Source organism: Pseudomonas sp. AG1028, assembly GCF_007993955.1.
Lineage (GTDB): Bacteria > Pseudomonadota > Gammaproteobacteria > Pseudomonadales > Pseudomonadaceae > Aquipseudomonas > Aquipseudomonas straminea.
The window spans coordinates 438,804-463,069 of the sequence record NZ_VIVP01000002.1 but is presented as its reverse complement, the minus strand read 5'-3'; the positions used below and the strand labels follow the sequence as shown (position 1 = coordinate 463,069).

The 24,266-nt window shown below is 64.7% G+C and carries 20 protein-coding genes; 8 read left to right on the top strand and 12 right to left on the bottom strand.

What is annotated here, in order from left to right; genetic code table 11:
• The first annotated feature begins 101 nt into the window (after window positions 1-101).
• The 4 genes from FB481_RS05200 to FB481_RS05185 are packed head-to-tail and all read left to right on the top strand — an operon-like array spanning window position 102 to window position 5,201.
• Window positions 102-1,730, top strand: a complete 1,629-nt coding sequence (locus FB481_RS05200) for an ABC transporter substrate-binding protein (RefSeq protein WP_147175269.1) — start codon at window positions 102-104, stop codon at window positions 1,728-1,730.
• Entirely contained in the window at window positions 1,727-2,677 is a 951-nt protein-coding gene (locus FB481_RS05195; protein ID WP_093501736.1) for an ABC transporter permease, read from the top strand. Before FB481_RS05200 ends, FB481_RS05195 begins: the two co-directional genes overlap by 4 nt.
• Before the next feature lie 2 nt (window positions 2,678-2,679).
• Window positions 2,680-3,582 carry an ABC transporter permease gene (locus tag FB481_RS05190; RefSeq protein ID WP_178109836.1) on the top strand — a complete coding sequence of 301 codons (903 nt, stop codon included), beginning with the start codon at window positions 2,680-2,682 and terminating at the stop codon, window positions 3,580-3,582.
• Window positions 3,579-5,201, top strand: coding sequence for an ABC transporter ATP-binding protein (locus FB481_RS05185; protein WP_147175268.1), 1,623 nt, complete (start codon window positions 3,579-3,581; stop codon window positions 5,199-5,201). Before FB481_RS05190 ends, FB481_RS05185 begins: the two co-directional genes overlap by 4 nt.
• Before the next feature lie 84 nt (window positions 5,202-5,285).
• Here FB481_RS05185 and FB481_RS05180 read toward each other — a convergent pair whose 3' ends face one another.
• Window positions 5,286-6,608, bottom strand: a complete 1,323-nt coding sequence (locus tag FB481_RS05180) for an LLM class flavin-dependent oxidoreductase (protein ID WP_147175267.1) — start codon at window positions 6,606-6,608, stop codon at window positions 5,286-5,288.
• Window positions 6,609-6,942: 334 nt separating this feature from the next.
• Here FB481_RS05180 and FB481_RS05175 point away from each other — a divergent pair, with 334 nt between their 5' ends.
• The 3 genes from FB481_RS05175 (at window position 6,943) to FB481_RS05165 (ending at window position 10,452) form a co-directional block, all read left to right on the top strand.
• On the top strand, window positions 6,943-7,926 hold the full coding sequence (locus tag FB481_RS05175; RefSeq protein WP_093501741.1) for an ABC transporter substrate-binding protein: 984 nt from the start codon (window positions 6,943-6,945) through the stop codon (window positions 7,924-7,926).
• Window positions 7,927-7,945: 19 nt separating this feature from the next.
• The gene (locus FB481_RS05170; protein WP_093501743.1) at window positions 7,946-9,280 is read left to right on the top strand and encodes an LLM class flavin-dependent oxidoreductase; all 1,335 of its coding nucleotides are present in this window, start codon (window positions 7,946-7,948) and stop codon (window positions 9,278-9,280) included.
• Between the two features lie 65 nt (window positions 9,281-9,345).
• Window positions 9,346-10,452, top strand: a complete 1,107-nt coding sequence (locus FB481_RS05165; RefSeq protein ID WP_093501745.1) for an LLM class flavin-dependent oxidoreductase — start codon at window positions 9,346-9,348, stop codon at window positions 10,450-10,452.
• An 81-nt stretch (window positions 10,453-10,533) separates the two neighbouring features.
• Here FB481_RS05165 and sppA read toward each other — a convergent pair whose 3' ends face one another.
• Genes sppA through rluC form a run of 3 tightly spaced genes read right to left on the bottom strand, consistent with a single transcriptional unit; the run spans window position 10,534 to window position 13,142 of the window.
• A complete protein-coding gene (gene sppA / locus FB481_RS05160) occupies window positions 10,534-11,511 on the bottom strand; it encodes a signal peptide peptidase SppA (RefSeq protein WP_093501747.1) in 978 nt (325 codons plus the stop codon).
• The gene (locus FB481_RS05155) at window positions 11,501-12,196 is read right to left on the bottom strand and encodes an HAD-IA family hydrolase (protein ID WP_147175266.1); all 696 of its coding nucleotides are present in this window, start codon (window positions 12,194-12,196) and stop codon (window positions 11,501-11,503) included. Before FB481_RS05155 ends, sppA begins: the two co-directional genes overlap by 11 nt.
• On the bottom strand, window positions 12,189-13,142 hold the full coding sequence (gene rluC, locus FB481_RS05150; RefSeq protein WP_093502514.1) for a 23S rRNA pseudouridine(955/2504/2580) synthase RluC: 954 nt from the start codon (window positions 13,140-13,142) through the stop codon (window positions 12,189-12,191). Before rluC ends, FB481_RS05155 begins: the two co-directional genes overlap by 8 nt.
• A 748-nt stretch (window positions 13,143-13,890) precedes the next feature.
• Between rluC and rne the strand changes: the two genes are divergently transcribed.
• On the top strand, window positions 13,891-17,073 hold the full coding sequence (gene rne / locus FB481_RS05145) for a ribonuclease E (RefSeq protein ID WP_147175265.1): 3,183 nt from the start codon (window positions 13,891-13,893) through the stop codon (window positions 17,071-17,073).
• Between the two features lie 247 nt (window positions 17,074-17,320).
• On the opposite strand, the gene murB is transcribed toward rne, so the two are convergent.
• From murB to FB481_RS05105, 8 genes are all read right to left on the bottom strand, one after another.
• Window positions 17,321-18,340, bottom strand: a complete 1,020-nt coding sequence (gene murB, locus FB481_RS05140; protein WP_147175264.1) for a UDP-N-acetylmuramate dehydrogenase — start codon at window positions 18,338-18,340, stop codon at window positions 17,321-17,323.
• Window positions 18,337-18,801 (bottom strand): low molecular weight protein-tyrosine-phosphatase, encoded by a 465-nt coding sequence (locus FB481_RS05135; protein ID WP_147175263.1) that lies wholly within the window; start codon window positions 18,799-18,801, stop codon window positions 18,337-18,339. Before FB481_RS05135 ends, murB begins: the two co-directional genes overlap by 4 nt.
• Window positions 18,801-19,565, bottom strand: coding sequence for a 3-deoxy-manno-octulosonate cytidylyltransferase (gene kdsB, locus FB481_RS05130; protein WP_093501758.1), 765 nt, complete (start codon window positions 19,563-19,565; stop codon window positions 18,801-18,803). The genes FB481_RS05135 and kdsB overlap by 1 nt, the downstream gene beginning before the upstream one ends.
• Before the next feature lies 1 nt (window position 19,566).
• Window positions 19,567-19,752: a Trm112 family protein gene (locus FB481_RS05125; protein WP_013791977.1), complete on the bottom strand. Its 186-nt coding sequence runs from the start codon at window positions 19,750-19,752 to the stop codon at window positions 19,567-19,569.
• A 40-nt stretch (window positions 19,753-19,792) separates the two neighbouring features.
• Window positions 19,793-20,800 carry a tetraacyldisaccharide 4'-kinase gene (gene lpxK / locus FB481_RS05120; protein WP_093501760.1) on the bottom strand — a complete coding sequence of 336 codons (1,008 nt, stop codon included), beginning with the start codon at window positions 20,798-20,800 and terminating at the stop codon, window positions 19,793-19,795.
• A complete protein-coding gene (locus tag FB481_RS05115) occupies window positions 20,800-21,228 on the bottom strand; it encodes a biopolymer transporter ExbD (RefSeq protein WP_013791979.1) in 429 nt (142 codons plus the stop codon). Before FB481_RS05115 ends, lpxK begins: the two co-directional genes overlap by 1 nt.
• On the bottom strand, window positions 21,225-21,881 hold the full coding sequence (locus FB481_RS05110) for a MotA/TolQ/ExbB proton channel family protein (RefSeq protein ID WP_013791980.1): 657 nt from the start codon (window positions 21,879-21,881) through the stop codon (window positions 21,225-21,227). Before FB481_RS05110 ends, FB481_RS05115 begins: the two co-directional genes overlap by 4 nt.
• Window positions 21,882-21,953: 72 nt before the next feature.
• On the bottom strand, window positions 21,954-24,200 hold the full coding sequence (locus FB481_RS05105) for a DNA internalization-related competence protein ComEC/Rec2 (RefSeq protein ID WP_147175262.1): 2,247 nt from the start codon (window positions 24,198-24,200) through the stop codon (window positions 21,954-21,956).
• Between the last annotated feature and the right edge of the window lie 66 nt (window positions 24,201-24,266).

The window sequence follows — 24,266 nt, the reverse complement described above, 5'->3', positions numbered from 1 at the left end:
GTCGAGGCTTCGTACGCCTATGTAAAGCAGCGCCCCACCGCGGACGCAGCCGTAAGCCCCCAGCCTTGCATGCACCTCATTAGAAAAGTCGGGACAAAGAGATGAAAAAAACCTACTCCGCGCTCCACCTGCTGGCCTCCTGCGCCCTCGCCGCCGCGCTGATCGGCTGCTCGCCCTCAGACCAGCAAGCCACCAGCAAAACCCTGAACATCGCCTTCTTTGGCGACAACACCACGCTGGTCAGCGTCGACCCCTTCCAGGTCTATTGGCTGGAGCACCGCGTTTTGCTGCGCAATGTCGCCGAAAGCCTGACCGATCAAGATCCCCACAGCGGCGAGATCATTCCCTGGCTGGCGAAAAGCTGGACGATCAGCGACGACGCCCTGACCTACACCTTCCAGCTGCGCGATGACATCACCTTCAGCAATGGCGAACGCTTCGACGCCAAGGCCGTGAAGACCGCGTTCGACAGCAACAAGGCCTTGGCCAGCGAACTGCCGGCGACCTTTGGCGCCACCTACCTGGCCGGTTTCGATCACGCCGAAGTGGTCGACGACTTCACCGTCAAACTGGTGCTGTCGCGACCGAACGCCGGTTTTCTGCAGGCCACCTCGACCACCAACCTGGCGATTCTCGCACCAGCGTCCTACGCACTGACGCCAAAGGAGCGATCGCTGGGCAAGATCATCGGCAGTGGCCCGTTCGTGCTCGAACACTACACCCCGGAAGTCGGCGCCAAGCTGGTCAAACGCAGCGGTTACGCCTGGCCGTCGGCCAACGTCAGTAACAGGGGTGAAGCCCATCTCGATGCCGTGGAGATCAGCTACATCCCCGAGGAAAGCGTGCGCAATGGCCTGTTCCTGCAGGGCGAGGCCGACATCCTGTGGCCGCGCAATCCGTTCTCGGAAGTGGACCTGAAACTGTTCCAGTCGAAAGGCGCGACCATCCAGAGCCGGGCGCTGCCGGGGCCGTCGCTGAATCTGTTCCCCAACACCCGCAACGGCCGCGTGCTGGAAGACAAGCGCGTGCGCCTGGCGCTGCAGAAAGGCATCGACCGCAAGACCTACGCCAGCACCGTGTACAACGCCGAGTTTCCGGTGGTGCGCAGTGTCTATGACGTGACCACGCCATTCTTCAAGGACCAGAGCGCCAAGCTGGCCTATGACCCGCAGGGCGCCGAGAGGCTGCTCGACGAAGCGGGCTGGAGCAAGGGCGCCGATGGTTATCGCAGCAAGGACGGCAAGCGCCTGAGCCTGAGCTACAACATCCAGGGTGCGGAAACCGCCGGCGACGTGCTTGTGCAGGATCAACTGCGCAAGCTCGGCATCGAGCTGAAGCTCGCCGTGGTGACCCGCGCCGAATGGGTCACGGCCAACGCCCAGGGCAACTATGACCTGACTTCAACCTACATGACCCGCGCCGACCCGATCATCCTGCAGACCATTCTCGATCCGCGCACCGCCAACAGTTCGACCCTCGCCACCAACCTCTATGAGGAAGGCACCCTGGAGCGCGCCAAGGGCCTGTTCGACGCGGGCATCACCGCTACCGACTCGGCGCAACGTGCCAAGGCGTATGGCGATCTGCAGGACCTGCTGATCGACGAAGGCTCGGCCTTGCCGATCTATGAACGCGTCTGGCAGGCCGCCACATCGCCACGGGTGAAGAACTTCCAGTGGACAGCCGAAGGCTTCGCCCTGCTCAGCGATATCGAGGTGGATGAACCATGAGCCGCTACCTGATCGGCCGCGTCGGCCAGGCGCTGCTGGTGCTCTGGGGCGCCTACAGCATCACCTACTTCATCCTCTATCTGCTGCCGGGCGACACCCTGGCGATCATGCTCAGCGCCGCGGGCATGGAAGTCGATTCGCTGTCACCCGAGGACCTGGCCAGAGCGCAGGCTTACTACGGCCTCGACAAGGGCATCTTCGAGCAGTACTTCAGCTTGCTGTGGAACGCCGTGCAGGGTGACTTCGGGCAATCGCTGTCGCTCAACCGCCCGGTAAACCAGCTGCTCGTCGAGCGTCTGCCGCAGACGTTGTCACTGGCAGGCCTGGCTATCGTGCTGTCGATGATCGGCGGCATCGGCCTGGCCTACCTGACCGCTTACGTGCGCTGGCAACCGCTGAAGGTGGCGCTGGCCCGTCTGCCGTCCCTGGGCTTTTCGGTGCCGGTGTTCTGGATGGGCCTGTTGCTGATCCAGGTATTCGCCTTCAGCCTTGGCTGGTTTCCGGCCACCGGCAGCCGCGGCTTCGACAGCCTGATCCTGCCGGCCGTGACCCTGGCGATTCCCAGCGCCGCGGTATACGCCCAGGTGCTGCAGCGCGGTTTCCAGGGCGTGTGGCAGGAACCCTATATCGCCACGGCCTACGCCAAGGGCCTCAGCCGCTGGCAGGTGCAGGCGCGCCACGGTTTCAAGAACGCCGCGCTGCCGATACTCACGCTGATCGGCCTGCAGGTGGGCAATACGGTGTCCGGCGCGGTGCTGGTGGAAACCATCTTTGCCCGCAACGGCGTCGGCCGCCTCGCCCAGGAAGCGGTGCTGCGCCAGGACATTCCCGTGGTACTGGCCATCGTCGCGGTGTCTGCGGCCGCCTTCGTGCTGGTCAACCTGGTCGTCGATCTGCTCTACCCCTACCTCGATCCACGCATCGCCCACACGCCAAAGGTGTCCTGACCATGAACACCGAAAGCCGCATCGCCTCGCTGTCCCACTCGCCTGCAACGGTGTCGCTGGGCTGGCGGCGCCGCAGCCGCCTGCAGCGCGCGGCCACCGCATTGCTGCCGCTGTTGCGCCGTCCCGGCTTCAGCCTGGCCCTGCTGATCGTGCTGTTCGCCCTTGTCGCGGCTCTGCTGCCGGGGCTGCTGAGCAGTTTCGATCCCTACGCCACGTCGCCTGCGGACAAGCTCACCGCACCGAATCTAGTGCACTGGTTCGGCACCGACGAATTGGGCCGCGACCTCTACACCCGCGTGGTCTACGGCTCCAGCCTGTCGGTGCAGGCCGCACTGCTGGCCGTGGGCATCGCCCTGGTCGGCGGGCTCGGCCTGGGTGTGCTGTCCGGGTTCGCCGGTGGGCGTACCGATGCCGTGATCATGCGCTTCGTCGACGTACTGTTGGCCTTGCCCGGCCTGCTGTTGGCCCTGGCCATCGTCACCGCCATCGGCTTTGGCACCCTCCCGGTGGCCATCGCCGTAGGCGTCGGCATCATTCCCGGCTTCGCCCGCACCACCCGCGCCGAAGTGCTGCGCGTGAAAACTTTGCCCTACGTGGAAGCGGCCCGCCTGGGCGGCGCCAGCTGGGGCCGCACCCTGCTTCGGCACATTCTGCCCAATGCCTGGGGCCCGGTGGCGGTGCTCGCCACCCTGGATTTCGGCGCGGCGATTCTGGCCACCGCCGGCCTGTCGTTTCTCGGTTTCGGCGCGGCGCCACCGGCTGCCGAATGGGGCACGCTGATCGCCAACGGCCGGCACTTCCTGATCACCGCGCCGTGGGTGTCACTGCTGCCAGGTTTGTTCGTGGTCGCCGTGGTGTTCAGCCTCAACCATATCGCCCGTACCCTGGAGGAAAACCCGCGATGAGCAGCCCCTTGATCGACATCCGCCAGCTCTGCGTCAACTACCGCTTCGCCGGGCAGATCACCGAGGCCGTCCGGGGCGTCTCGGTCCAGATCAGCCAGGGCGAAACGGTGGCCATCGTCGGTGAATCTGGCTCTGGCAAGTCGACCCTGGCCAACGCCATTCTTGGCCTGCTGCCCGACAACGCCCAGCCCCACGGCCAGTTACGGGTCGACGGTGTCGAGTTGAGCGGCGCCAGCGAAAAGCAGAAACGCGCGCTGCGCGGGCGCACCATCGGCCTGGTGCCCCAGGATCCGATGGTCAGCCTGAACCCGACGTTGCGTATCGGCCAGCAGATCGGCGAAGCGCTGATTCTCGCCCACGGCCGCCGCTACCCCGACATCGATGCCGACGTGATCGAGCTGCTGGAACATGTCGGCCTGGACAAGCCGCTGCTGCGTGCCCGCCAGTATCCCCACGAGCTGTCCGGCGGCATGCGCCAGCGCGTGCTGATCGCCATCGCCCTGGCCGGCAACCCGCGGCTGATCATCGCCGACGAGCCGACCAGCGCCCTGGATGTGACGGTGCAGCGCAAGATTCTCGACCACCTGCAACGCCTGGTCGCCGAACGGGGCATTTCCCTGTTGATCATCACCCATGATCTGGGCGTGGCCACCGACCGTGCCGATCGCATCCTGGTGATGAAACACGGCGAGTTGGTCGAACAGGGCCCGCCCCGGCAGATCCTCGATGCGCCGCAGCACGACTACACCCGCGCGCTGCTGGCGGCCGCACCGGCGTTCGCCAATCGGAGCAAACCGCGCTCGCCCCAGCACACCGCCCAGACGCCGATCCTGAGCCTGCAGGGCGTCGGCAAGACCTTCGACCTGCCACGGGTCAAGGGCGAGAGCAGCACCTTCATCGCCCTGCAGAACCTCAGCTTCGACGTCTATCCCGGGCAGACGCTGGCCATCGTCGGTGAATCCGGTTCGGGCAAAAGCACCGCCCTGCGCATCGCCCTCGGCCTGGAAAAACCCAACCAGGGTCGCGTGCAGTTCGAGCAACGCGACGTGACCGATCTCAGCTGGCGCGAATTCCGCCCACTGCGCCAGCGTATCCAGCTGGTGCAGCAGAATCCGTTCGCCGCCCTCGATCCACGCTTCACCATCTTCGACAGCATCGTCGAACCGCTGGTGTCATTCGGGCTGCTCAAGGGACCGGCACTGGAACAGGCCGCGCGGGAGCTGATCAGTCGCGTGCACCTCCCCCTCAGTTACCTGGATCGCCTGCCCCGCGAGCTGTCCGGCGGCCAGCGCCAGCGCGTCGCCATCGCACGTGCCCTGGCCCTCAAGCCGGATCTGCTGCTGCTCGACGAGCCGGTTTCAGCGCTGGACGTTTCGGTGCAGGCGCAGATTCTCGACCTGCTGCTCGAACTGCAGCGCGAACTCGGTATCGCCTACGTGCTGGTCTCCCACGACCTGGCCGTGGTGGCCAATATAGCCGACCAGGTGTTGGTGCTGCGCAACGGCCAGATCGTCGAACAGGGCCCGGTTGGCCAGGTATTCGAGCAGCCAGCCAGCGACTACACCCGGGAACTGATCACGGCCATACCGGGGCGTCATTCGTCAGGCTTGGCAGCTTAAGAGCGCTCGGCATAGCCAAGGCTCTTTTTGCCCTGCGAGCATGAGGCCGGCGATACAGATTCGCCGGCCTCATCCGGGAGAGCGTTATCGACGATTGCGCGGAATTTCCAACCCCAAACTCTCACGCAATGTGCTGCCCTCATAGGCGCGACGATACACGCCACGCTCCTGCAGGATCGGTACGACCTCCCGGGTGAAGCGCCGGAATTGCTCCGGGTGGCCGATGTAGAGGTTGAAGCCATCTAGTGCCCTCGCCTCGAACCAGCGAACCATCTCGTTGGCGACCGTTTCGGCCGACCCGACGAAGGCACTGGGCCTTAGCTGCAGGCCGGCCGCCACCGCCTGGCGCAGCGTCCAGCCATTGGCGACGGCCTGGTCGGTGGCTGCCTTGGCGGCGGTATAGAAACTGCTGCGAGCATGTTCAAGCGCCTCGACCGGGAACGGCGCGTCGAGGTCGTACTGGCGGAAGTCGTGCCAGCCGAAACTGCGCCCATATTCAGCCAGGGCCTGCTCGAAGCTGTGGTCAACGGCATGATAGTGCCGCTCGATCTCACGCGCCTCGGCGTCGGTGTCACCGATGTAGATCTGTGCGCCGGGCAGGATGATGATGTCATCGGCGTTACGCCCCAGGTGTTGGGCGCGCGCCTTGATATCGCGGTAGAAGGCCTGGCCCTTCTCCACGCTCGGTGCATGGGTGAACACCACGTCGGCCACGCTGGCGCCCAGGTCGCGCCCCTGGGGCGAGTCGCCCGCCTGGAAAATCACCGGCTGCCCTTGCGGCGAGCGCTGGATGTTCAGCGGGCCGACCACCGAGAAGTGCTCGCCCTTGTGATGCAGCGCATGCAGCTTGCTGCGGTCGAGGAATTGCCCAGTCTCGCGGTTGCGCACCAGGGCATCGTCCTCGTAGGAGCGCCACAGCTTCTGCACCACTTCGACATGCTCCAGCGCACGCCCATAGCGGGTGTCGTAGTCGTAATGCTCGTCGCGCCCGTAGTTGCCCGCGGTGCCGGCATCGCCACTGGTCACCACGTTCCATCCCGCCCGTCCCTTGCTGATCAGATCCAGCGACGCCAGCCGTCGCGCCACGTTGAAGGGCTCGTTGTAGGAGGTGGTCAGGGTGCCGACCAGGCCGATATGGCGGGTGGTCACCGCCAGGGCTGAGAGCAACGTCAGGGGCTCCAGTCGATTGAGGTAATGGGGCGGCGAATCGGGGGTGATGAACTGGCTGTCGACAATGAATATCAGGTCGAACAGCGCAGCTTCGGCCTGCTGCGCCAGGTCGATGAACCACTCGACACTGACGCTGGCATCGGCCGGCACTTCGGGGTCGTGCCATAGATTATGGCGCCCTGGCCCGCCGACACCCATCGGCACCGCGCCCAGTTTTATCTGCCTCTTGCTGCTCATGGGAGAACTCTCGAACACTCTAGGGATGTCCGCATTAAATACCCATTACTGATATTTAAAAACAAATTAGATAATGAAATTACATAATTAGCTTAGAACCACAAAGACTTTCACAGCCCTTTCTTAGCTCTATAAGGTCGATTGCAGACCGACCCCTTTCCTGGCGGAGGCCGTCCCCCGACCCATGCCAGGAGCGCTACGCCCATGCCTGACCCCGCCTTCATTCCCGCAGATTCCCCGTGGCGCAATCCGTGCACTCCACAACGCGGCATCGCTCACGCGCACTTTTACCTGACCAATCTGGCCGCGCTGGCGGCCTGACCGGAGCTCACCCATGCTGATCCGTACCCTCCTCACCACTCTGCTGGGCAGCAGCCTGCTGCTCGGCGGCTACGCCAGCGCCACGGACCTCGAGCCGCTACGTGTCGCCAACCAGAAATCCAGCATCAAGCTGCTGCTGGAGGCTGCCGGCGAGCTCGACGACGTGCCGTACGAAATCGACTTCTCCGAGTTCCCGGCCGCCGCCCCCTTGGGCGAGGCGCTGAACGCCGGCGCGGTGGACATCGGCGGCCTGGGCGATGCGCCCTATGTGTTCGCCTTGGGCGCCGGCGCGCCGCTCAAGGTAGTGGAAATCATCAAGCGCGATGGTCGCTACACCACGTCGATCCTGGTGCCGAAGGATTCGCCTCTGAAGACCGTGGCCGACCTCAAGGGCCAACGCATCGTCACCAACCGCGGTTCCATCGGCCACTTCCTGGTGATCCGCGCGCTGCGCGAAGCCGGCTTGAAAACCTCTGACGTGACCTTCGTCAATCTGCTGCCCACCGATGCCCGCAGTGCCCTGGAAAGCGGCGCCGCCGATGCCTGGTCGACCTGGGATCCATACACCACCATCGCCATCACCCAGAACGGCGCACGCATTCTGCGCAGCAGTGACGACCTGCTGACCAACCATTTCTACCTGGCGGCCACGCAGACTGCCGTCGACGACAAACGCGTGCAGCTCGAAGACTTCGTCAAACGTGTCGAACGCGCCTTCCTATGGGCCAACGATCACCACCAGGCGTACGCAGAGGCCCAGGCGCGGGTGACCGGCCTGCCGGTCGAGGTGCACCTGGAATCGGTCAAGGCCACCGTCCATTCGCGCGCGGAAATCACCGATGAGGTCATCGCCGGCCTGCAGCAGGTTTCGGACATTTACTTGGAAGAAGGCGTCCTGAGCCGCGCCGTGGACGTTTCCAAGGGCTTTGACCCCAGCTTCAACGCCGCTCGCGCCGAGCAACCCGCAAAAGCGCTCGCCCAGGTGCAGCCCCAGTAATCCGACAGGAGCAACGTCCATGAGCAAACGACAGATCAAACTCGGCGCCATGATTCACGGGGTCGGCCACGGCTGGGGCGAATGGCGCCACCCGGATGCACTGGCCGATGCCAGTGTGAATTTCGGCTTCTACAAACAGCAGGCCAAACTGGCCGAAGGCGCCAAGTTCGACTTCGCGTTCATCGCCGACAGCCTGCACATCCATGCCAAATCCAGCCCGCACTACCTCAACCGCTTCGAGCCGCTGACCATTCTCTCAGCGCTGGCCGCTGTGACCGAAAACATTGGCCTGGTGGCCACCGTGACGGTGAGCTATAGCGAGCCGTTCCAGGTCGCCCGTCAGTTCGCCTCGCTCGATCACATAAGCGGCGGGCGCGCCGGCTGGAACGTGGTCACCTCGTGGCTCTCCGGTACCGCCGACAACTTCGGCAAGGCCGAGCACCCGCCCCACGCCACCCGCTACCGCATCGCCCGCGAGCATGTGAACGTGGTCAAGGGCCTGTGGGACTCCTGGGAGGACGACGCCTTTACCCGCGACAAACAGAGCGGCGAATTCTTCGACCCGAGCAAGCTGCACACCCTCGATCACCAGGGCGAGTTCTTCAAGGTCAAAGGGCCGCTCAACATCCAGCGCTCGCGCCAGGGCCAGCCGCTGATCTTCCAGGCCGGCACCTCCGAGGACGGCCGCAATTTCGCTGCCCAGAATGCCGATGCGATCTTCGTCAGCCCGGAATCCTTCAGCGAGGCCCGCGCCTACTACGCCGATCTCAAGCAACGCGCGGCCAAGGCCGGCCGCAACCCGGACGAGCTGTTCATCCTGCCGGGCATTCGCCCGATCATCGGCCGCGATGCCGAGGAAGTGGAGAGTCGCTACCAGCAGGCCGTCGAGCTGGTCAGCATCGAGGACGCCATCGGCGCCCTTGGCCGCCCATTCAACGACTACGACTTCAGTCGTCACGAACTGGATGCGCCCTTCCCTGACCTTGGCGACCTGGGCAGCAACAGCCACAAGGGCACGTCGGAACAGATCAAGCAGCGCGCCCGCGACGAGCACCTGACCCTGCGCGAGGTGGCGTTGCAGTTCTCGCGCCCGCGCCGCGATTTCGTCGGCACCCCGCAAGCGGTCGCCAACGCCCTGCAGGACTGGTTCGAGGACGGCGCCGCCGACGGCTTCATCGTCAACTCGCTGCTGCCCGACGGCCTGCAGTATTTCACCGAGCTGGTAGTGCCACTGCTGCAGGAGCGCGGCCTGCTGCGCCGTGAATATGCAGGCCAAACGCTGCGCGACAACTTTGGCCTAGCCGTACCCGCCAACCGCAACACGGTGCGCCGCCTGGAAGGCCGAGTGGCCTGAGCATCCCCGCCGCCGAGCTCGCCAGGCGGGCCGGTAGCAGACCACGTCAATCGAAAGGAGCAACCATGAGCCTCGAATTCATCGGCCTGATCGGCCCCCAGGAAGCCAGCGAATCCCAGGCGCCACGTGGCCCGGTGGTGGATATCGACTTCATCAAGGCCTTCGCCCAGGCCCAGGAATATGGCGGTTTCGACAAAGCCCTGCTGGCCGTCAACACCAGCGCACCGGACTCGATGATCCTGGCCAGCTACGTGGCCGCAGTGACCGACAAGCTGGGCCTGCTAGTCGCCCACCGCCCGGGCTTTCAGGCGCCTACCTTCGCCGCCAGGCAGTTCGCCACTCTCGATCACCTCAGCCGGGGCCGCGCCGCGATCAACGTGATCACCGGCGGTGACAGCGGCGACCTGCAACGCGACGGCGACTACCTCGACAAGGACGCGCGATATGCGCGTACCGAGGAGTACCTGGACATCTTCCGCAAGACCTGGACGAACATCGAGCCCTTCGATCATCAGGGCGAGCACTACCGCATCGAAGACAACCTGACGCTGGTCAAGCCGGTCCAGAAACCACACGTACCTATCTACTTCTCCGGCGCATCCGACGCTGCCGTGGAGGTCGCCGCCAAACACGCCGACGTGTACATGATGTGGGGCGAACCGCTGGAGCAGGTTCGCGAGCGCATCGCCAAGGTGCGCAAGGCCGCCGCCAAATACGGGCGCGATAAGCACATCCGCTTCAGCCTGTCGCTACGGCCAATCCTCGGCGCCACGGAGGAAGAAGCTTGGGCCCGCGCCGAGCGCACCCTGCTTGACGCGCGCGAACTGATCCATCTGCGCCAGGGCAAACGGCGCGACAAGAACTTCGGCACCAGCAACGCCGGCTCCTCGCGCCTGGTGGAGCTGGCGAGCCAGCGCAAGGTGCATGACAAACGCCTGTGGACCGAGATCGCCGCCCTTAGCGGCGGTGCCGGCAATTCCACCTCGCTGGTTGGCACAGCGGAGCAGGTCGCCGAGGCCGCGCTGGAGTACTACAACATCGGCGTGACCACCTTCCTGTTCCGCGGCTTCGAGCAACTGCGCGACGCCGTGGAATACGGCCAGGACCTGCTACCGCGCATTCGCGCCCTGGTCGAGCAGCAAAACAACGCCAAGAGCATCAGCAACGCCTGACACCCTATAGAGGGGGGATGGATTCGAAACCAATAAAAAGCCCCGGCACCTGGCCGGGGCTCTCTATTTACAACGCCACCATCAACGCAGCGTTGGGCCCTGGAAGCCCATCCACAAGGCCAGATGCTCTGCCACGCTGGCACCGAGCTTCTTGGTGAAGCGATCCAGGGGGCTTTCCTGCACGGTGAAGTCGACCATTTCTTCCTGGCCGATCACTTCGCGGGCCACGTAGCTGGTGCTGCCCAGCCCGTCGATCAGGCCGAGGCTCAGGGCCTGTTCGCCAGACCAGATCAGGCCGGAGAACAGTTCGGGATGCTCGGCATCCTTGAGGCGATCGCCCCGGCCCTTCTTCACGCTGTCGATGAACTGCTTGTGGGTGGTGTCCAGCACCGTCTTCCAGAAACGGGTTTCCTCGTCCTTCTGCGGCTGGAACGGGTCGAGGAATGCCTTGTGCTCACCCGAGGTGTACACACGGCGCTCGACGCCAAGCTTCTCCATGGTGTCGACGAAGCCGAAACTGGCTGCCGTGACGCCGATGGAACCCACCAGGCTGGCCTTGTCGGCGTAGATCTGGTCGGCGGCGCTGGCGATGTAATAGGCGCCGGACGCACCGAGGTCGGAGATCACCGCGTAGACCTTGATGTTCGGGTTCTCGCCACGCAGACGGCGAATCTCGTCGTACACGTAACCCGACTGCACCGGGCTGCCGCCCGGGCTGTTGATGCGCAGGATAACGCCCTTGGTGTTCGGGTCCTTGAAGGCGGCGCGCAGGCTGCCGACGATGTTGTCGGCGCTGGCCGCTTCCTTGTCGGCGATCATCCCGCGCACTTCGATGACCGCGGTATGGGGCGAACTGCTGCCGCTGCCCTGATTGCTGATCAGGGGCGAGAATAGCGCCAGGGCGCCGAACAGGTAGATGAAGGTCAGCAGCTTGAAGAAGATGCCCCAGCGGCGCGAGCGGCGCTGCTCATGGACGCTGGCCAGCAAGGTCTTTTCGAGGAGCTTCCAGCTCTTCGGGTCGCTCTCGGAGACCGACGACGTCTTTCTCTCACCCCACATGCTCACTCTCCTCGGTTCGGGTCTCGGCTACCGTGCAGCTCAGCCAGGTACTCAATTGCGTGAAATGGTTGATCGACAATTTCGGCTCATAACGGCTCAGCGCTTCCAGCGTCTGTGCGCCGTAGCCCACCGCCACCGAATCCATGCCCGCGCGCTGAGCCATTTCCAGATCAAACGACGAATCGCCGACCATCAGTGCCTGCTCGGCGCTCACCCCGCAATGCTGCAGAATCTCGTGCAACATCCGCGGGTCCGGTTTGCTGGCCGTCTCATCGGCGCAGCGGGTGATATCGAAATAATTCTGCCAGCCCAGGGTGTCGAGAATCCGCTGCAGGCCACGGCGACTCTTGCCGGTGGCGACCGCCAGCCGATAGCCCTGCTCGCGGAACCTCGCCAGGCTCTGCTCGACTTCGTCGAAGAACGCCGAAGGCGTCTGGTCCAGCGCCACGTAGCACTCGCTGTAGGCGGCATGGAAGCGTTCGACGTGCGCCGCTTCGTCGAGTTCCGGATAAAGGGTGATGATCGCTTGCGGCAGCGCCAGGCCGATGATGCCCTTGACCGCCTCATCGCTGCGTCGTGGCAGGCCGCACAGATCGGCGGCCTGATGCATGGCGGTGACGATACGGGCGATGGAATCGACCAGGGTGCCGTCCCAGTCGAAGATCAGCAGCTTGTAGTCACGCACTCAGTCGCTCCACGGTGCGTGCCCACATCTCGTCGACCGGCGCCTCGAGCTTCAGCACGCCACCCTCGGGCAGCGGGATGTTCAGTTCGTAGGCATGCAGGAACAGGCGCTTGCCGCCCAGTTCGCGAATCTCGCGGGTAAAGTCGTCATCGCCGTATTTGCTGTCACCGGCGATGCAATGCCCGCCATACTGGGCATGCACGCGAATCTGGTGGGTGCGGCCGGTGACCGGCTTGGCTTCGACCAGGGTGGCGAACTCGCCGAAACGGCGCAGCACGCGAAACACGGTCAGCGCTTCCTTGCCTTCCGGGTTGACCTCGACCATGCGCTCGCCGGAGCGCAGGTTGCTCTTGAGCAGCGGCGCGTTGATCTGCTTTTTGGCGGTTGCCCAGTGGCCGCGCACCAGCGCCATGTAGCGCTTGTCGACGCCATCGCCGCGTAGTTGCTCGTGCAGGTGGCGCAGCATGCTGCGCTTCTTGGCGATCATCAGCAGGCCCGAGGTATCGCGGTCCAGGCGGTGCACCAGTTCCAGATCCTTGGCATCCGGGCGCAACTGGCGAAACGCCTCGATCACCCCGTAATTGAGGCCGCTGCCGCCATGCACGGCAATGCCGGCCGGCTTGTTGAGCACGATCAGCGCCTTGTCTTCATAGACGATGGCCGCTTCCAGACGCTGCAACAGGCCCTGGGCCAACGGCTCAGGTTCGTCGCGCTCGGCCAGGCGCAGCGGCGGCACGCGCACGATGTCACCAGCCTGCAGCTTGTATTCAGGCTTGACCCGGCCCTTGTTGACCCGTACCTCACCCTTGCGCAGGATGCGGTAGATAAGGGTCTTGGGAACGCCCTTGAGTTGGTTGCGAAGGAAGTTGTCGATGCGCTGGCCGGCGAGCTCTGGCGCGACCTCGAGCAGCTGTACGCCGGAGGTTGGGGGAGTAGGTGTCGTCATGGCCGCGATCATACAATTTTTATGGATTTGAAGCACTTAATCATTGCTGCTATAGTCGCGAATGCCGTCAAAAGCGGCCTGATTCGCGGATGTTGCCAAACCGCCATCGCGAATCGAGCAACCCACTTCAGGACATAAGGCCGTCCGACGGGCATCTCAGAGAGCGAAAGGCCAGCATGGCTGCTCGAGAAACTCGGAAACAAGGCCTGAGACACAGATGCGTGACCTGCCCAACTGGACGGTCGCGGTAATGCCAACCCGCTGCGGATATTCGTGAGCGGCACCCGATTTTCAGCGATACGTGTAAAGGTGGAGATGCACAACGGTCGGCCTGCGTAGCAAAGAGCTTCATCTAAAGACGCGTCATATCGTCCGCTACCGACCCTTGATTCCTCCTCCTGACTGAGAACCTGTTTAGGGTCTCGCGAGCTAGCGCCACGCAAGACGCTACGTTAGTAACAGCCCCCGTTCGGGGCGGCCGAGGAAGCGACCTTTACCCACGTGGTAAACGGATTTTCCAGACCGGTTTCAACGCAGCAAGGCCGATGCTTAGCCGATCACAAGCGAGTTCTGAGGGCTTTCTGTCACATACAGCAAGCAGGAGACGTCCGTCGCGGCCCAGCAAAACTGGCTGCTGCCGCTAGACACTGAAGCGATTTACGCCCGCTTCTGACGCACCTGACACCGACCCTGAGCGTCGTGTGTGCCTAACGCGGCTTCCGGCAGCACCGGAAACCACTGGTACCACATGAAAAGAATGCTGATTAACGCAACTCAACCCGAAGAGTTGCGTGTTGCGCTGGTAGATGGCCAGCGCCTGTACGATCTGGACATCGAGTCCGGCGCCCGCGTACAGAAGAAATCCAACATCTACAAAGGTCGCATCACCCGCGTAGAACCCAGCCTCGAAGCGGCATTCGTCGACTTCGGCTCCGAGCGTCACGGCTTCCTCCCCCTCAAAGAAATCTCCCGCGAATACTTCTCCAAAGCCCCCGAAGGCCGCGTCAACATCAAGGACGTGCTCAAGGAAGGCCAGGAAGTCATCGTTCAGGTCGAGAAAGAAGAGCGTGGCAACAAGGGCGCAGCCCTGACTACCTTCATCAGCCTCGCCGGTCGTTACCTGGTTCTGATGCCCAACAACCCGCGTGCAGGTGGCATCAGCCGCCGCATCGAGGGTGAAGAGCGCAACGAACTGCGCGAAGCGCTGAACGGCCTCGACATCCCGGGTGACATGGGTCTGATCGTGCGCACCGCCGGCCTGGGCCGCAGCAGCGAAGAAATGCAGTGGGACCTCGATTACCTGCTGCAACTGTGGAGCGCCATCAAGGAGGCGTCCCAGGACCGCCCTGCCCCATTCCTGATCTACCAGGAAAGCAACGTCATCATCCGCGCCATCCGCGACTACCTGCGCCAGGACATCGGCGAAGTACTGGTCGATAGCGTCGAAGCCCAGGAAGAAGCCCTGACCTTCATTCGCCAGGTGATGCCGCAGTACGCCAGCAAGATCAAGCTGTACGAAGACAGCGTGCCGCTGTTCAACCGTTTCCAGATCGAAAGCCAGATCGAAACCGCCTTCCAGCGTGAAGTGAAGCTGCCATCCGGCGGCTCGATCTACATCGACCCGACCGAAGCCCTGGTATCCATCGACATCAACTCGGCGCGCGCCACCAAAGGCAGCGACATCGAAGAAACCGCCCTGCAGACCAACCTGGAAGCGGCCGAAGAGATCGCCCGCCAGCTGCGCCTGCGTGACATCGGTGGTCTAATCGTCATCGACTTCATCGACATGACCCCGGCCAAGAACCAGCGCGCTGTCGAAGAGAAGGTTCGCGAAGCCCTGGAAGCCGACCGCGCTCGCGTACAGGTCGGCCGCATCTCGCGCTTCGGCCTGCTGGAAATGTCCCGTCAGCGCCTGCGCCCATCCCTGGGCGAAAGCAGTGGCATCGTCTGCCCGCGCTGCAACGGTCAAGGCATCATCCGCGACGTCGAATCGCTGTCGCTGGCCATCCTGCGCCTGATCGAAGAAGAAGCCCTGAAAGACCGCACCGCCGAAGTACGCGCCCAGGTGCCGATCCCGGTCGCCGCGTTCCTGCTCAACGAGAAGCGCAACTCGATCACCAAGATCGAACTGCGTACCCGTGCGCGCATCGTCATCCTGCCGAACGATCACCTGGAAACCCCGCACTTCGAAGTGCAGCGTATCCGTGACGACAGCCCGGAAGCTCAGAGCGCCCAGACCAGCTACGAAATGGCCACGGTCGAAGCCGAAGAAGAAAAACCGGCAGCCGCCACCCGCACCCTGGTTCGTCAGGAAGCTGCCATCAAGGCCGCGCCGCCACGCAGCGCACCAGCTCCGGTCAGCGAAGCCGCACCAGTTGCCGCTCCGGTTGCTGCTGCAGCGCCTGCCGGTGGCCTGTTCAAAGGCCTGGTGAAGTCCCTGGTGGGTCTGTTCGCCGGCGCCGAAGAGCAGAAGCCAACCGTCGTCGAGAAGAAGCCGGGCGAGCGTCAGCCGCGTGGTGACGAGCGTCGCAACGGCCGTCAGCAGAACCGTAACCGCGGCAACCGTCGTGACGATGATCGCAAGCCACGCGAAGAGCGTCAGCCGCGCGAAGATCGTGCCGCCCGCGAAGAGCGTGCACCGCGTGAAGAACGCGCGCCTCGTGAAGAGCGTCAGCCGCGCGCCCCGCGTGAAGATCGCCAGCCGCGTGAGAACGTGGAAGTTCGCGAGCCACAGGAAGTGCGTCAGTCCCGTCCGCCACGTGAAGGCCAGGAAAACCGTCGTGAGCGTCGCCCACGCGAAGATCGTCAGCCACGCGAACTGCGTGCTCCACTGGACGCCGAGCCGCAAAACGAAAATGCCGCAGTCGCAGGCGAAGAAGCTCGCGCCGAGCGCCCGCAACGCGAGCCGCGTCAGCCACGCCAGCCGCGTGAAGAGCGCCAACCGCGCGCCGAGCAGGCCAAGGCCGACAGCGCTGAAGAAGAAGTGCTGAACAGCGAAGAGCAGCAGGACGACGATCAGGACGGCAACGAAGGTGGTGACCGCCCACGTCGCCGCTCCCGTGGCCAGCGTCGCCGCAGCAACCGTCGCGAGCGTCAGCGCGATGCCGATGGCAACCCGATCGAAGGCAGCGAAGAAAACGCCGAGCAGCCGGTCGCCGGTGCCAGCATCGCAGCCGCCGCTACCGTGGCCGCCGTGATCGCAGAAACCGAGCAACCCGCCGAGCAGAACGTCGCCAGCGAAAGCCAGCCGGCCGCCCCTGCCGAGCCGGCTCAGGCGCCCGCTGCAGTCGAAGCCGAGCAACCGGCACCGGCCGTAGAAGACGCTCCGGCGCCAGTGGTCGCCGAGCGCGCCGACGTGGTGGTCGAAGCACTGCCGGAAGTCGAGCAGCCACGCGAGCCGGCCCCGGTTTTCGAAGCTGTCACCGAGCAGCCAGCCATTGTCGCCGAGCCGGTCAGTGAGCCTGCTGTCGTTGAAGCAGCCGCCATCGAAAAACCGCTGGTCGAGGCGCCGGTCGCCGAAACCACCGTCGTCACCGAGGCAGCGCCTGCAGTCGAAGCAACCCCGATCGTTGAAGCCGAGCCCGTCGTCGAGCAGATCACTGTCGCGCCAGCCGAGCAACCTGCGCCAGCGGCACCAGCCAGCAGCAATGGCCGCGCGCCGAACGATCCGCGTGAAGTACGTCGTCGCAAGCGCGAGGAAGAGCGCCTGGCTCGCGAAGCCGAGGAGGCTGCCAAGGCCGCCGCTGCAGCGCCTGCCGTGGTCGAAGCGGCACCGGTCGTTGAAGCGGCTCCAGCCGTGGAAAGCGAAACCGCGGTCGATGCCCAGCCAGCCAGCGAGCCGGTCGAGCAAGCCGAGCAGACTGAGGTGATCGTCACGCCAGTCGACGAAAGCGCCCAGCGCGATCAGGATGCGCCCAAGCCGCAAGCCTGATAGCTGAGGCGTAAACGAAAAGGGATGCTTCGGCATCCCTTTTTATTGCCTGCGATTCGAGGTCTGATCGCAAGCGCGCGGGTATTTTGCGTGAATCATGGACAGCCCTGGGTATCGCTACGCTCAACCCAGGCTACGAAAAGCAAAACGCTGTAGCCCGCGGTTGAGCGCAGCGATAGCCGGGAGCAACGAGAAAGATGGGATAAGGAGACCTATGCAGCCCCGCCAATGCGGCGGGGCTACGCAATCAGAGCACGTTCGGCTCGATCTCCAGGCTGACACCAAAACGCTCGGCGATATCCGCCTGAATGCGCTGCGCCAGGCCGAGCAATTGCTGCCCGCTGGCGTTGCCATGGTTGACCAGCACCAGCGCCTGCAGGCGGTGCACGCCAGCGTCGCCGTCGCGGTAGCCCTTCCAGCCGGCCTTCTCGATCAGCCAGCCGGCAGCCAGTTTCACCTGGCCATCGGCCTGCGGGTAGGCCACCAGGTCGACGTATTCGGACTGCAGACGCTGCGCCAGTTCAGCGGGCACCAGCGGGTTCTTGAAGAAGCTGCCGGCATTGCCGAGCAGCGCCGGGTCCGGCAGCTTCTCGCTGCGGATGGCGCAGATCGCGCGGCTGACATCCAGGGCGGTTGGCGCCTCGATGCCCTGCTCCGCCAGGCGCTGGCGCACCGGGCCGTAATCCAGATGCAGCGCTGCGTTGCGGCTCAGGGCGACGCGCACGCGCAGGATGATCCAGCGCCCGCTTTCGCGCTTGAAAAGGCTGTCACGGTAAGCGAAGGCGCAATCGTGCAGATCGAACTCGCGAACCTCGCCGCTCTGCCGATCCAGGGCCGTGAGGCCGAGGAAACAGTCCTTGAGCTCGACGCCGTAGGCGCCGATGTTCTGCACCGGCGAAGCGCCGACCGTGCCGGGAATCAGGCTGAGATTCTCCAGACCGACCAGGCCCTGAGCCAGCGTCCACAGCACGAAGTCGTGCCAGGGCTCACCGGCTTCGGCTTCGATCTGCACGTGCTCGCCGTCGTCGGCCAGCACGCGAATGCCGCGGCCGACCATGCGCAGCACCAGCGCCTCGACATCAGCGGTCAGCAGCAGGTTGCTGCCACCGCCAAGCACCAGCAGCGGCACCTGACGCTCACGTGCCGCTTCGAGCGCCTGACGAATCTGGTGCTCGTCGATGGCCTCGGCCCAGTAGCGCGCGGCCACGTCCACACCAAAGGTGTTGTAAGCCTTGAGCGATACGCCCGACTGCACCAGCAGGCTCATAACCGCCCCTTGAGTTCGATCAGCAAGGCATCGCTGGCCCGCTCGAGCAGATCCAGCACGTGCTCGAAACCTTCGCTACCACCGTAATAGGGATCCGGCACTTCGTCCTCGGCCAACTCGAAGCGGCGCAGATACAGGTCTAGCTCGGCTCGCGCATTGGCGGGGCGCATACGCTGCAGATCACGCAGGTTGGCGATGTCCATGGCCAGGATCAGGTCGAAACGCGCGAAATCACCAACCGAGACCTGACGGCCGCGCAGGCTGGACAGGTCGTAGCCACGGCGGCCGGCCGCCTGCTGGGTACGCGAATCTGGCGCCTTGCCGACGTGCCAGTCGCCGGTGCCGGCGGAATCAAGCTCGATGCGGTCGGCCAACCCAGCCTGCTGCAGGCGCCGCCGCATGACCGCCTCGGCGGTGGGTGAACGGCAGATGTTACCCAGGCAGACGAACAGGACGCGCATCAGGCACCCAGCAGGCGGCGAACACGGTCCAGATCTTCCTGGGTGTCGACGCCTGCTGGCGGCGCTTCCAGGGCGTCAGCGACGTGGATGCGCACGCCATGCCAGAGTGCACGCAGCTGCTCCAGGCACTCGGTGTTCTCCAGCCAGCAAGGGCCCCAGGCGACGAAGTCCTGCAGGAAGCCTGCGCGGTAGGCGTAAATGCCGATATGACGGCGATAAGGCACACCTGCCGGCAAGCGATCACGGTCGGCGGCAAAGGCATCACGCGCCCAGGGCAGTGGCGCGCGGCTGAAGGTCAGCGCCAGGCCGTTGAGGTCGCTGGCAACCTTGACCACGTTGGGATTGAACAGCGCGGCGACATCCTCGATCGGCTCGGCCAGGGTGGCGATGCCCGCCTGGGGATTGCCGGCCAGGTTGGCGGCCACCTGGTCGATGATCGACGGCGGCACCAGCGGCTCGTCACCCTGCACGTTGACCACGATGGCATCGGCTGCCAAGCCCAGCGCCGCGGCCACTTCGGCCAGGCGATCGGTACCGGAGTTATGGTCGACGCGGGTCAACAGCACCTGGGCGCCAAAGCCTTTGCATGCTTCGACGATGCGCGCATCGTCGGTGGCCACTACCACCTGGGTCGCACTGCTCTTGCAGGCTTGCTCCCAGACATGCTGGACCATCGGTTTGCCGGCGATGTCCTGCAGCGGCTTGCCAGGCAGGCGGGTCGACGCATAGCGCGCCGGAATAACCACGGTAAAGGCGTTGCTCATGTTACTTGTCCAGGCGCTCGTCATCGTTGAGGGTGCGGGCTTCGCTTTCCAGCATGACCGGAATGCCGTCGCGGATCGGATAGGCCACACCGGCGCCCTTGCTGATCAGTTCGGTCTTGTCCTGGCTGAGCTTGAGCGGGCCCTTGGTAATTGGGCAGGCCAGGATATCGAGCAGTTTCGGGTCCATGGGAAATCCTTGAGAACAGATAGGAAGTAGGCGCGCAGGCTTAGTGTCGTTCGCCGAGCAGACGTTCCAGCCGGGCGTCGAACCAGGCACGGAAGGCAGCGGACGGCTGGGCGTCGACAGCCAGGTACCACCAGTCATCGGCCGCGAAGGCCCGGCATTTCACCGCATCCTTCTCGGTCATCACCAGCGGCAGCGCCGGCGAGAAATTCAGCAGCTCGGCGCTGTAGGCAGCATGGTCGGCGAAGGCATGGGCGACAGGCCGCCAGTGTAGCGCCTCGAGGGTCTTGAAGAAACGCTGCGGGTTACCGATGCCAGCCACGGCGTGCACGGCCTGGCCGGGGGGAAAATGATCGAGTGAGCGGCGCTCGCCGCTGCGCAGGTTGATCAGCGCGCTGGGCACCAGGGTGAAGGCGTAGCCGCCGGGTGGATCCTCAGGCGCGCCGTTGTACAGGCAGGCATCTACGCTCTGCAGGCGCTCGGCCGGCTCGCGCAGCGGCCCGGCGGGCAGGCAGCGGGCATTGCCGAGGCCACGGGCGGCGTCGATCAGCACCAACTCCACATCGCGGGCCAGGCGGTAGTGCTGCAGGCCGTCGTCGCTGAGCAGCAGATCCAGCGACTCCTCGGCGAGCAGCGCGCGGGCCGCCCGGCTGCGATCCGGATCGATCATCAGCGGCACACCGCTGCGCTGCACGATCAACAAGGGTTCGTCACCCGCCTGCTCGGCGCTGTGCTCGGCGCAAACCCGCCAGGGCAGGCTCGGTGGCTTGGCGCCATAGCCGCGGCTGATCACACCAACGCGCAGGCCCCGGGCCTGGCACTGCTTGACCAGCCAGAGAATCAAAGGGGTTTTGCCGGTGCCGCCGACGGTGATGTTGCCCACCACGATCAGCGGCACCGGCGCGCGGTAGATCTCGCCCTCGCCGGCCAGGAAACGCTCGCGCTTGCGCTCTACCACACCGCGATACAAAGCCTCCAGCGGGCGCAGCAGCGCCAGCGCCGGGTGCCCCGCATACCACGCCCGCACCAGGCGGTCGGACAGGCTAGCCATCAGGGTGCGGCCTGGGTCTCGACCGTGGTGATACGCAGGTGCGCGAAGCCCAGCTTGCCAGCGGCGTCCATAGCAGTGATCACCGACTGGTGGCTGGTCTTGGCATCGGCGCTAATGGTCAGCGGCAGGCTGTTGTCGCCGCCGGACTCCTTCTGCAATGCCGCCATCAGGTTATCCAAGTCGTTCTTGATCAGAGCCTGGCCGTTGAGCGAGAAGGTGCCATCTGCCGAGATCACCACTTCCAGCTGCTTGAGCTCGCTCTGCTCCGGCGGCGTGCCACTGGCTGCCTCGGGCAGGTCGACCTGCATGCGGGTTTCACGGGTGAAGGTGGTGGTCACCACGAAGAACAGCAGGAGGATGAACACCACGTCGATCAGCGAGGCGAGATTGATCTCCACCTGCTCACGCCGTCTACGTCTGAACTTCACGCCTTTTTGCTCCCCTTGGCCGGCTTGGGCTCCTCGGCCAGGTCGACGTCGCGCTCGCCCTGCACCATTTCCACCAACTTGATAGCTTCCTGCTCCATGCCGACCACCAGCTCATCGACGCGGCGCTGCAGGAAACGATGGAAGAACAGTGCCGGAATAGCGACGGTAAGGCCCGAAGCGGTGGTGATCAGCGCCTTGGCGATGCCACCGGCGAGCAGCGCCGGGTTGGCCATGCTGCCGCCCATGAACGAGCTGAAGATGTCGATCATGGCGATCACCGTACCGAGCAGGCCGAGCAGCGGCGCGATCCCGGCGATGGTGCCCAGCGCATTGAGGTAGCGCTCCATCTCGTGGATCACCCGTGCGGCGGCCTCCTCGATGCACTCTTTCATGATCTCGCGACCGTGCTTGGAGTTGGCCAGGCCCGCGGCGAGAATTTCGCCCAGCGGCGAGTCGGCGCGCAGCTCCTTGAGCTTCTGGCTGTTGAGCTGCTTGTCCTTGATCCAGCGCCATACCTGCCCCAGCAGATGCGGCGGCGTGACACGGCTGACACGCAGCGTCCACAGGCGTTCGGCAATGATGCCCAGGGCGGCGATTGAACACAAAATGATCGGCAGCATCACCCAGCCGCCAGATTTAACCAGTTCCCACACGGTGGCAGATCCCCTTCGCAAAAGTGGCGCCACTCTAGCATAGGGTCGTGATGTCGCCGACGGCTGCGGTTCTCATTTTTCCCGCCAGAAGTGCGGTATTTCACGCAGCGCCTGTGGCTCGCCGAAACTGCCGAGATCGATACGCAGTGCACCGGTCTCGACGCTGTCGTAGGCGCGTGCATCGAAGACCTCGTAGCGAGAGACGATCGCCGGATGAGGATGGCCATAGGCGTTGTGCTTGCCTCGCGAATACAGCACCCCCTGGGGCTGCACGGCCTTGAGCAAGGCCCAGGACGAGGAGCTGCGACTGCCATGGTGCGGCGCCAGCAGCCATTGAGCGTCCAGATCGAACCCCGCGTCGATCAGCGCGCGCTCGGCCCGGGTGTCTATATCGCCGGTCAGCAGGATGCGCTCACCGGCCGCCTCGATGATCAGGATGCAGGAAGACTGGTTGCTGTCCGCCGCATCGTCCCAACGCCAGGTATCGAACTGCACGCCATCCCACGACCAGCGTTCCTCCTTGCACGCCTGCGCATCGAGCCCGACGGGTAACGCCGACGCCTCGCCGCTGACCACGCGCTTGACCGGCATGCCGCGCGCCACCGCCTCTGCACCGCCAGAATGATCGTTGTCCGAATGACTGATCAGCAGCATGTCCAGCTCGCGGACATCCAGTGCCCGTAGCGACGGCAGCACCACCCGCTCGCCCATGTCGAAATCGCCGAAGCTGGGGCCGGCGTCATACAGCAGCGCGTGCTGGCGGGTCAGCACCAGCATCGACAGGCCTTGGCCGACATCCAGCATCCATACCTCGGCGCGCTGCTCGGCAGGCCGCTCTACCGGCGTGAACAGCAACGGCAGCAGCAGGATCAATCCCAGGCCACGCACTGGCACGCCACCCGGCAATAGAATGAACAGCGCGCCCAGCGCCACCAGCAACCAGCCCCAAAACGGCAGATCACTGGGCAGCCAGGCCGGCAGCCACTCGGCCATCAAGCCGAGCAGGCGAAACAGCCACTCCAGCGAGAAGCCGGCGAGCCAGAGAAGCGCCTCGCCAAACCAGGGCACCGGCAGCAGCAAGGTGCCGAGCAATGCCACTGGCACCACGGCAAAGCCGACCCAGGGCACGGCGATCAGATTGGCCAGCGGGCTGCTGGCACTGATCGGCAGGCCCAGCGCCAGCAGCATCGGCAGCAGCCCTACGGTCATTGCCCACTGCGCGCGCCCCAGGGTGCGCCACCAGGCCCAGGCCCCCAGACGCGCGGCGAAAATTAGAATCAGCAAACCCACCGCGCCGAACGACAGCCAGAAGCCCGGTTGCAGCACGGCCAGCGGTTCGAGAAGCAGCACCGCCACCAGCGCCATCAGCAGCGGCAAGGTAATGCCCAGATGACGAAAGCGCCAACGCCACAACAGCACAAGGCCGATCATCGCGCAGGCGCGCTGCACCGGCACTTCGAAACCTGCCAGCAGGCTGTAGCCCAACGCCGAGACGAAGCCCAGAACGCAAGCCACCGGCAGCCAGGGCAACGCCCGCGGCCACCAGCCCAGGCGGGCCAGCCAGAACACCAGGCCGTAGAACATGCCGGCCACCAATGTCACGTGCTGACCGGAGATCACCAGCAGGTGCACCGTGCCGGTGTCCTGCAGCACCCGCCAGTCGGCGACCGACAGGCCGGAGCTGTCGCCCAGCACCAGAGCGGCCAGGCCACCGGCGCGGCCATGAGGATCCTCAGCAAGCATGTGCTGGCGCAAGCGGTCGCGCCACGCTGCGCTGCCGCCGGCTTCACTCATACGCTGACCGGACTTGATGGTGCCGACCCCGCCGATGCGCTGCGCCAGCAGCCAGGCTTCGTAATCGAAGGACTGCGGATTGACCAGCCCATGGGGCCGCTTGAGGTTCACCGCCAGTCGCCAGGTTTCACCGGCGCGAATCTCCGGCCCGCCGTACCAGGACAGACGCAGCAGTTGCGGCAGTTCGGCGCGCCGAGACTGCGCCTCGGCCAGGTGAAAACGCACCACGCCTTCGCGCACGTCGGGCAGGTCCACCACCCTGCCCTCCAGCCAGAGCGTGCGGCCGTCCAGCGCCGGATCCAGGCGATCATCCAGCGCCCATTGCGCCGACAGGCAGGCCCAGCTGAAGCCGAGCAGAAACAGGCCGATCAGGTGGCTGCGAAACGGCAGCAGCACGAGCCCGAGCAGAGCCGCTGCAAACAGAAAAGCGGTAGGTGGCAGTTGCGGCAGCCAGCGCAGCACCAACAGGCCGGCGGCCAGGGCCAGCAATGCGCGGCGCAAATCTGCTGTTCGAGTCCCGTCCATGGGCGTCCCGCTATTTGACAATCAGAAGCTGAAAAAACGAAAAGGCCGCTATCTTCATAGCGGCCT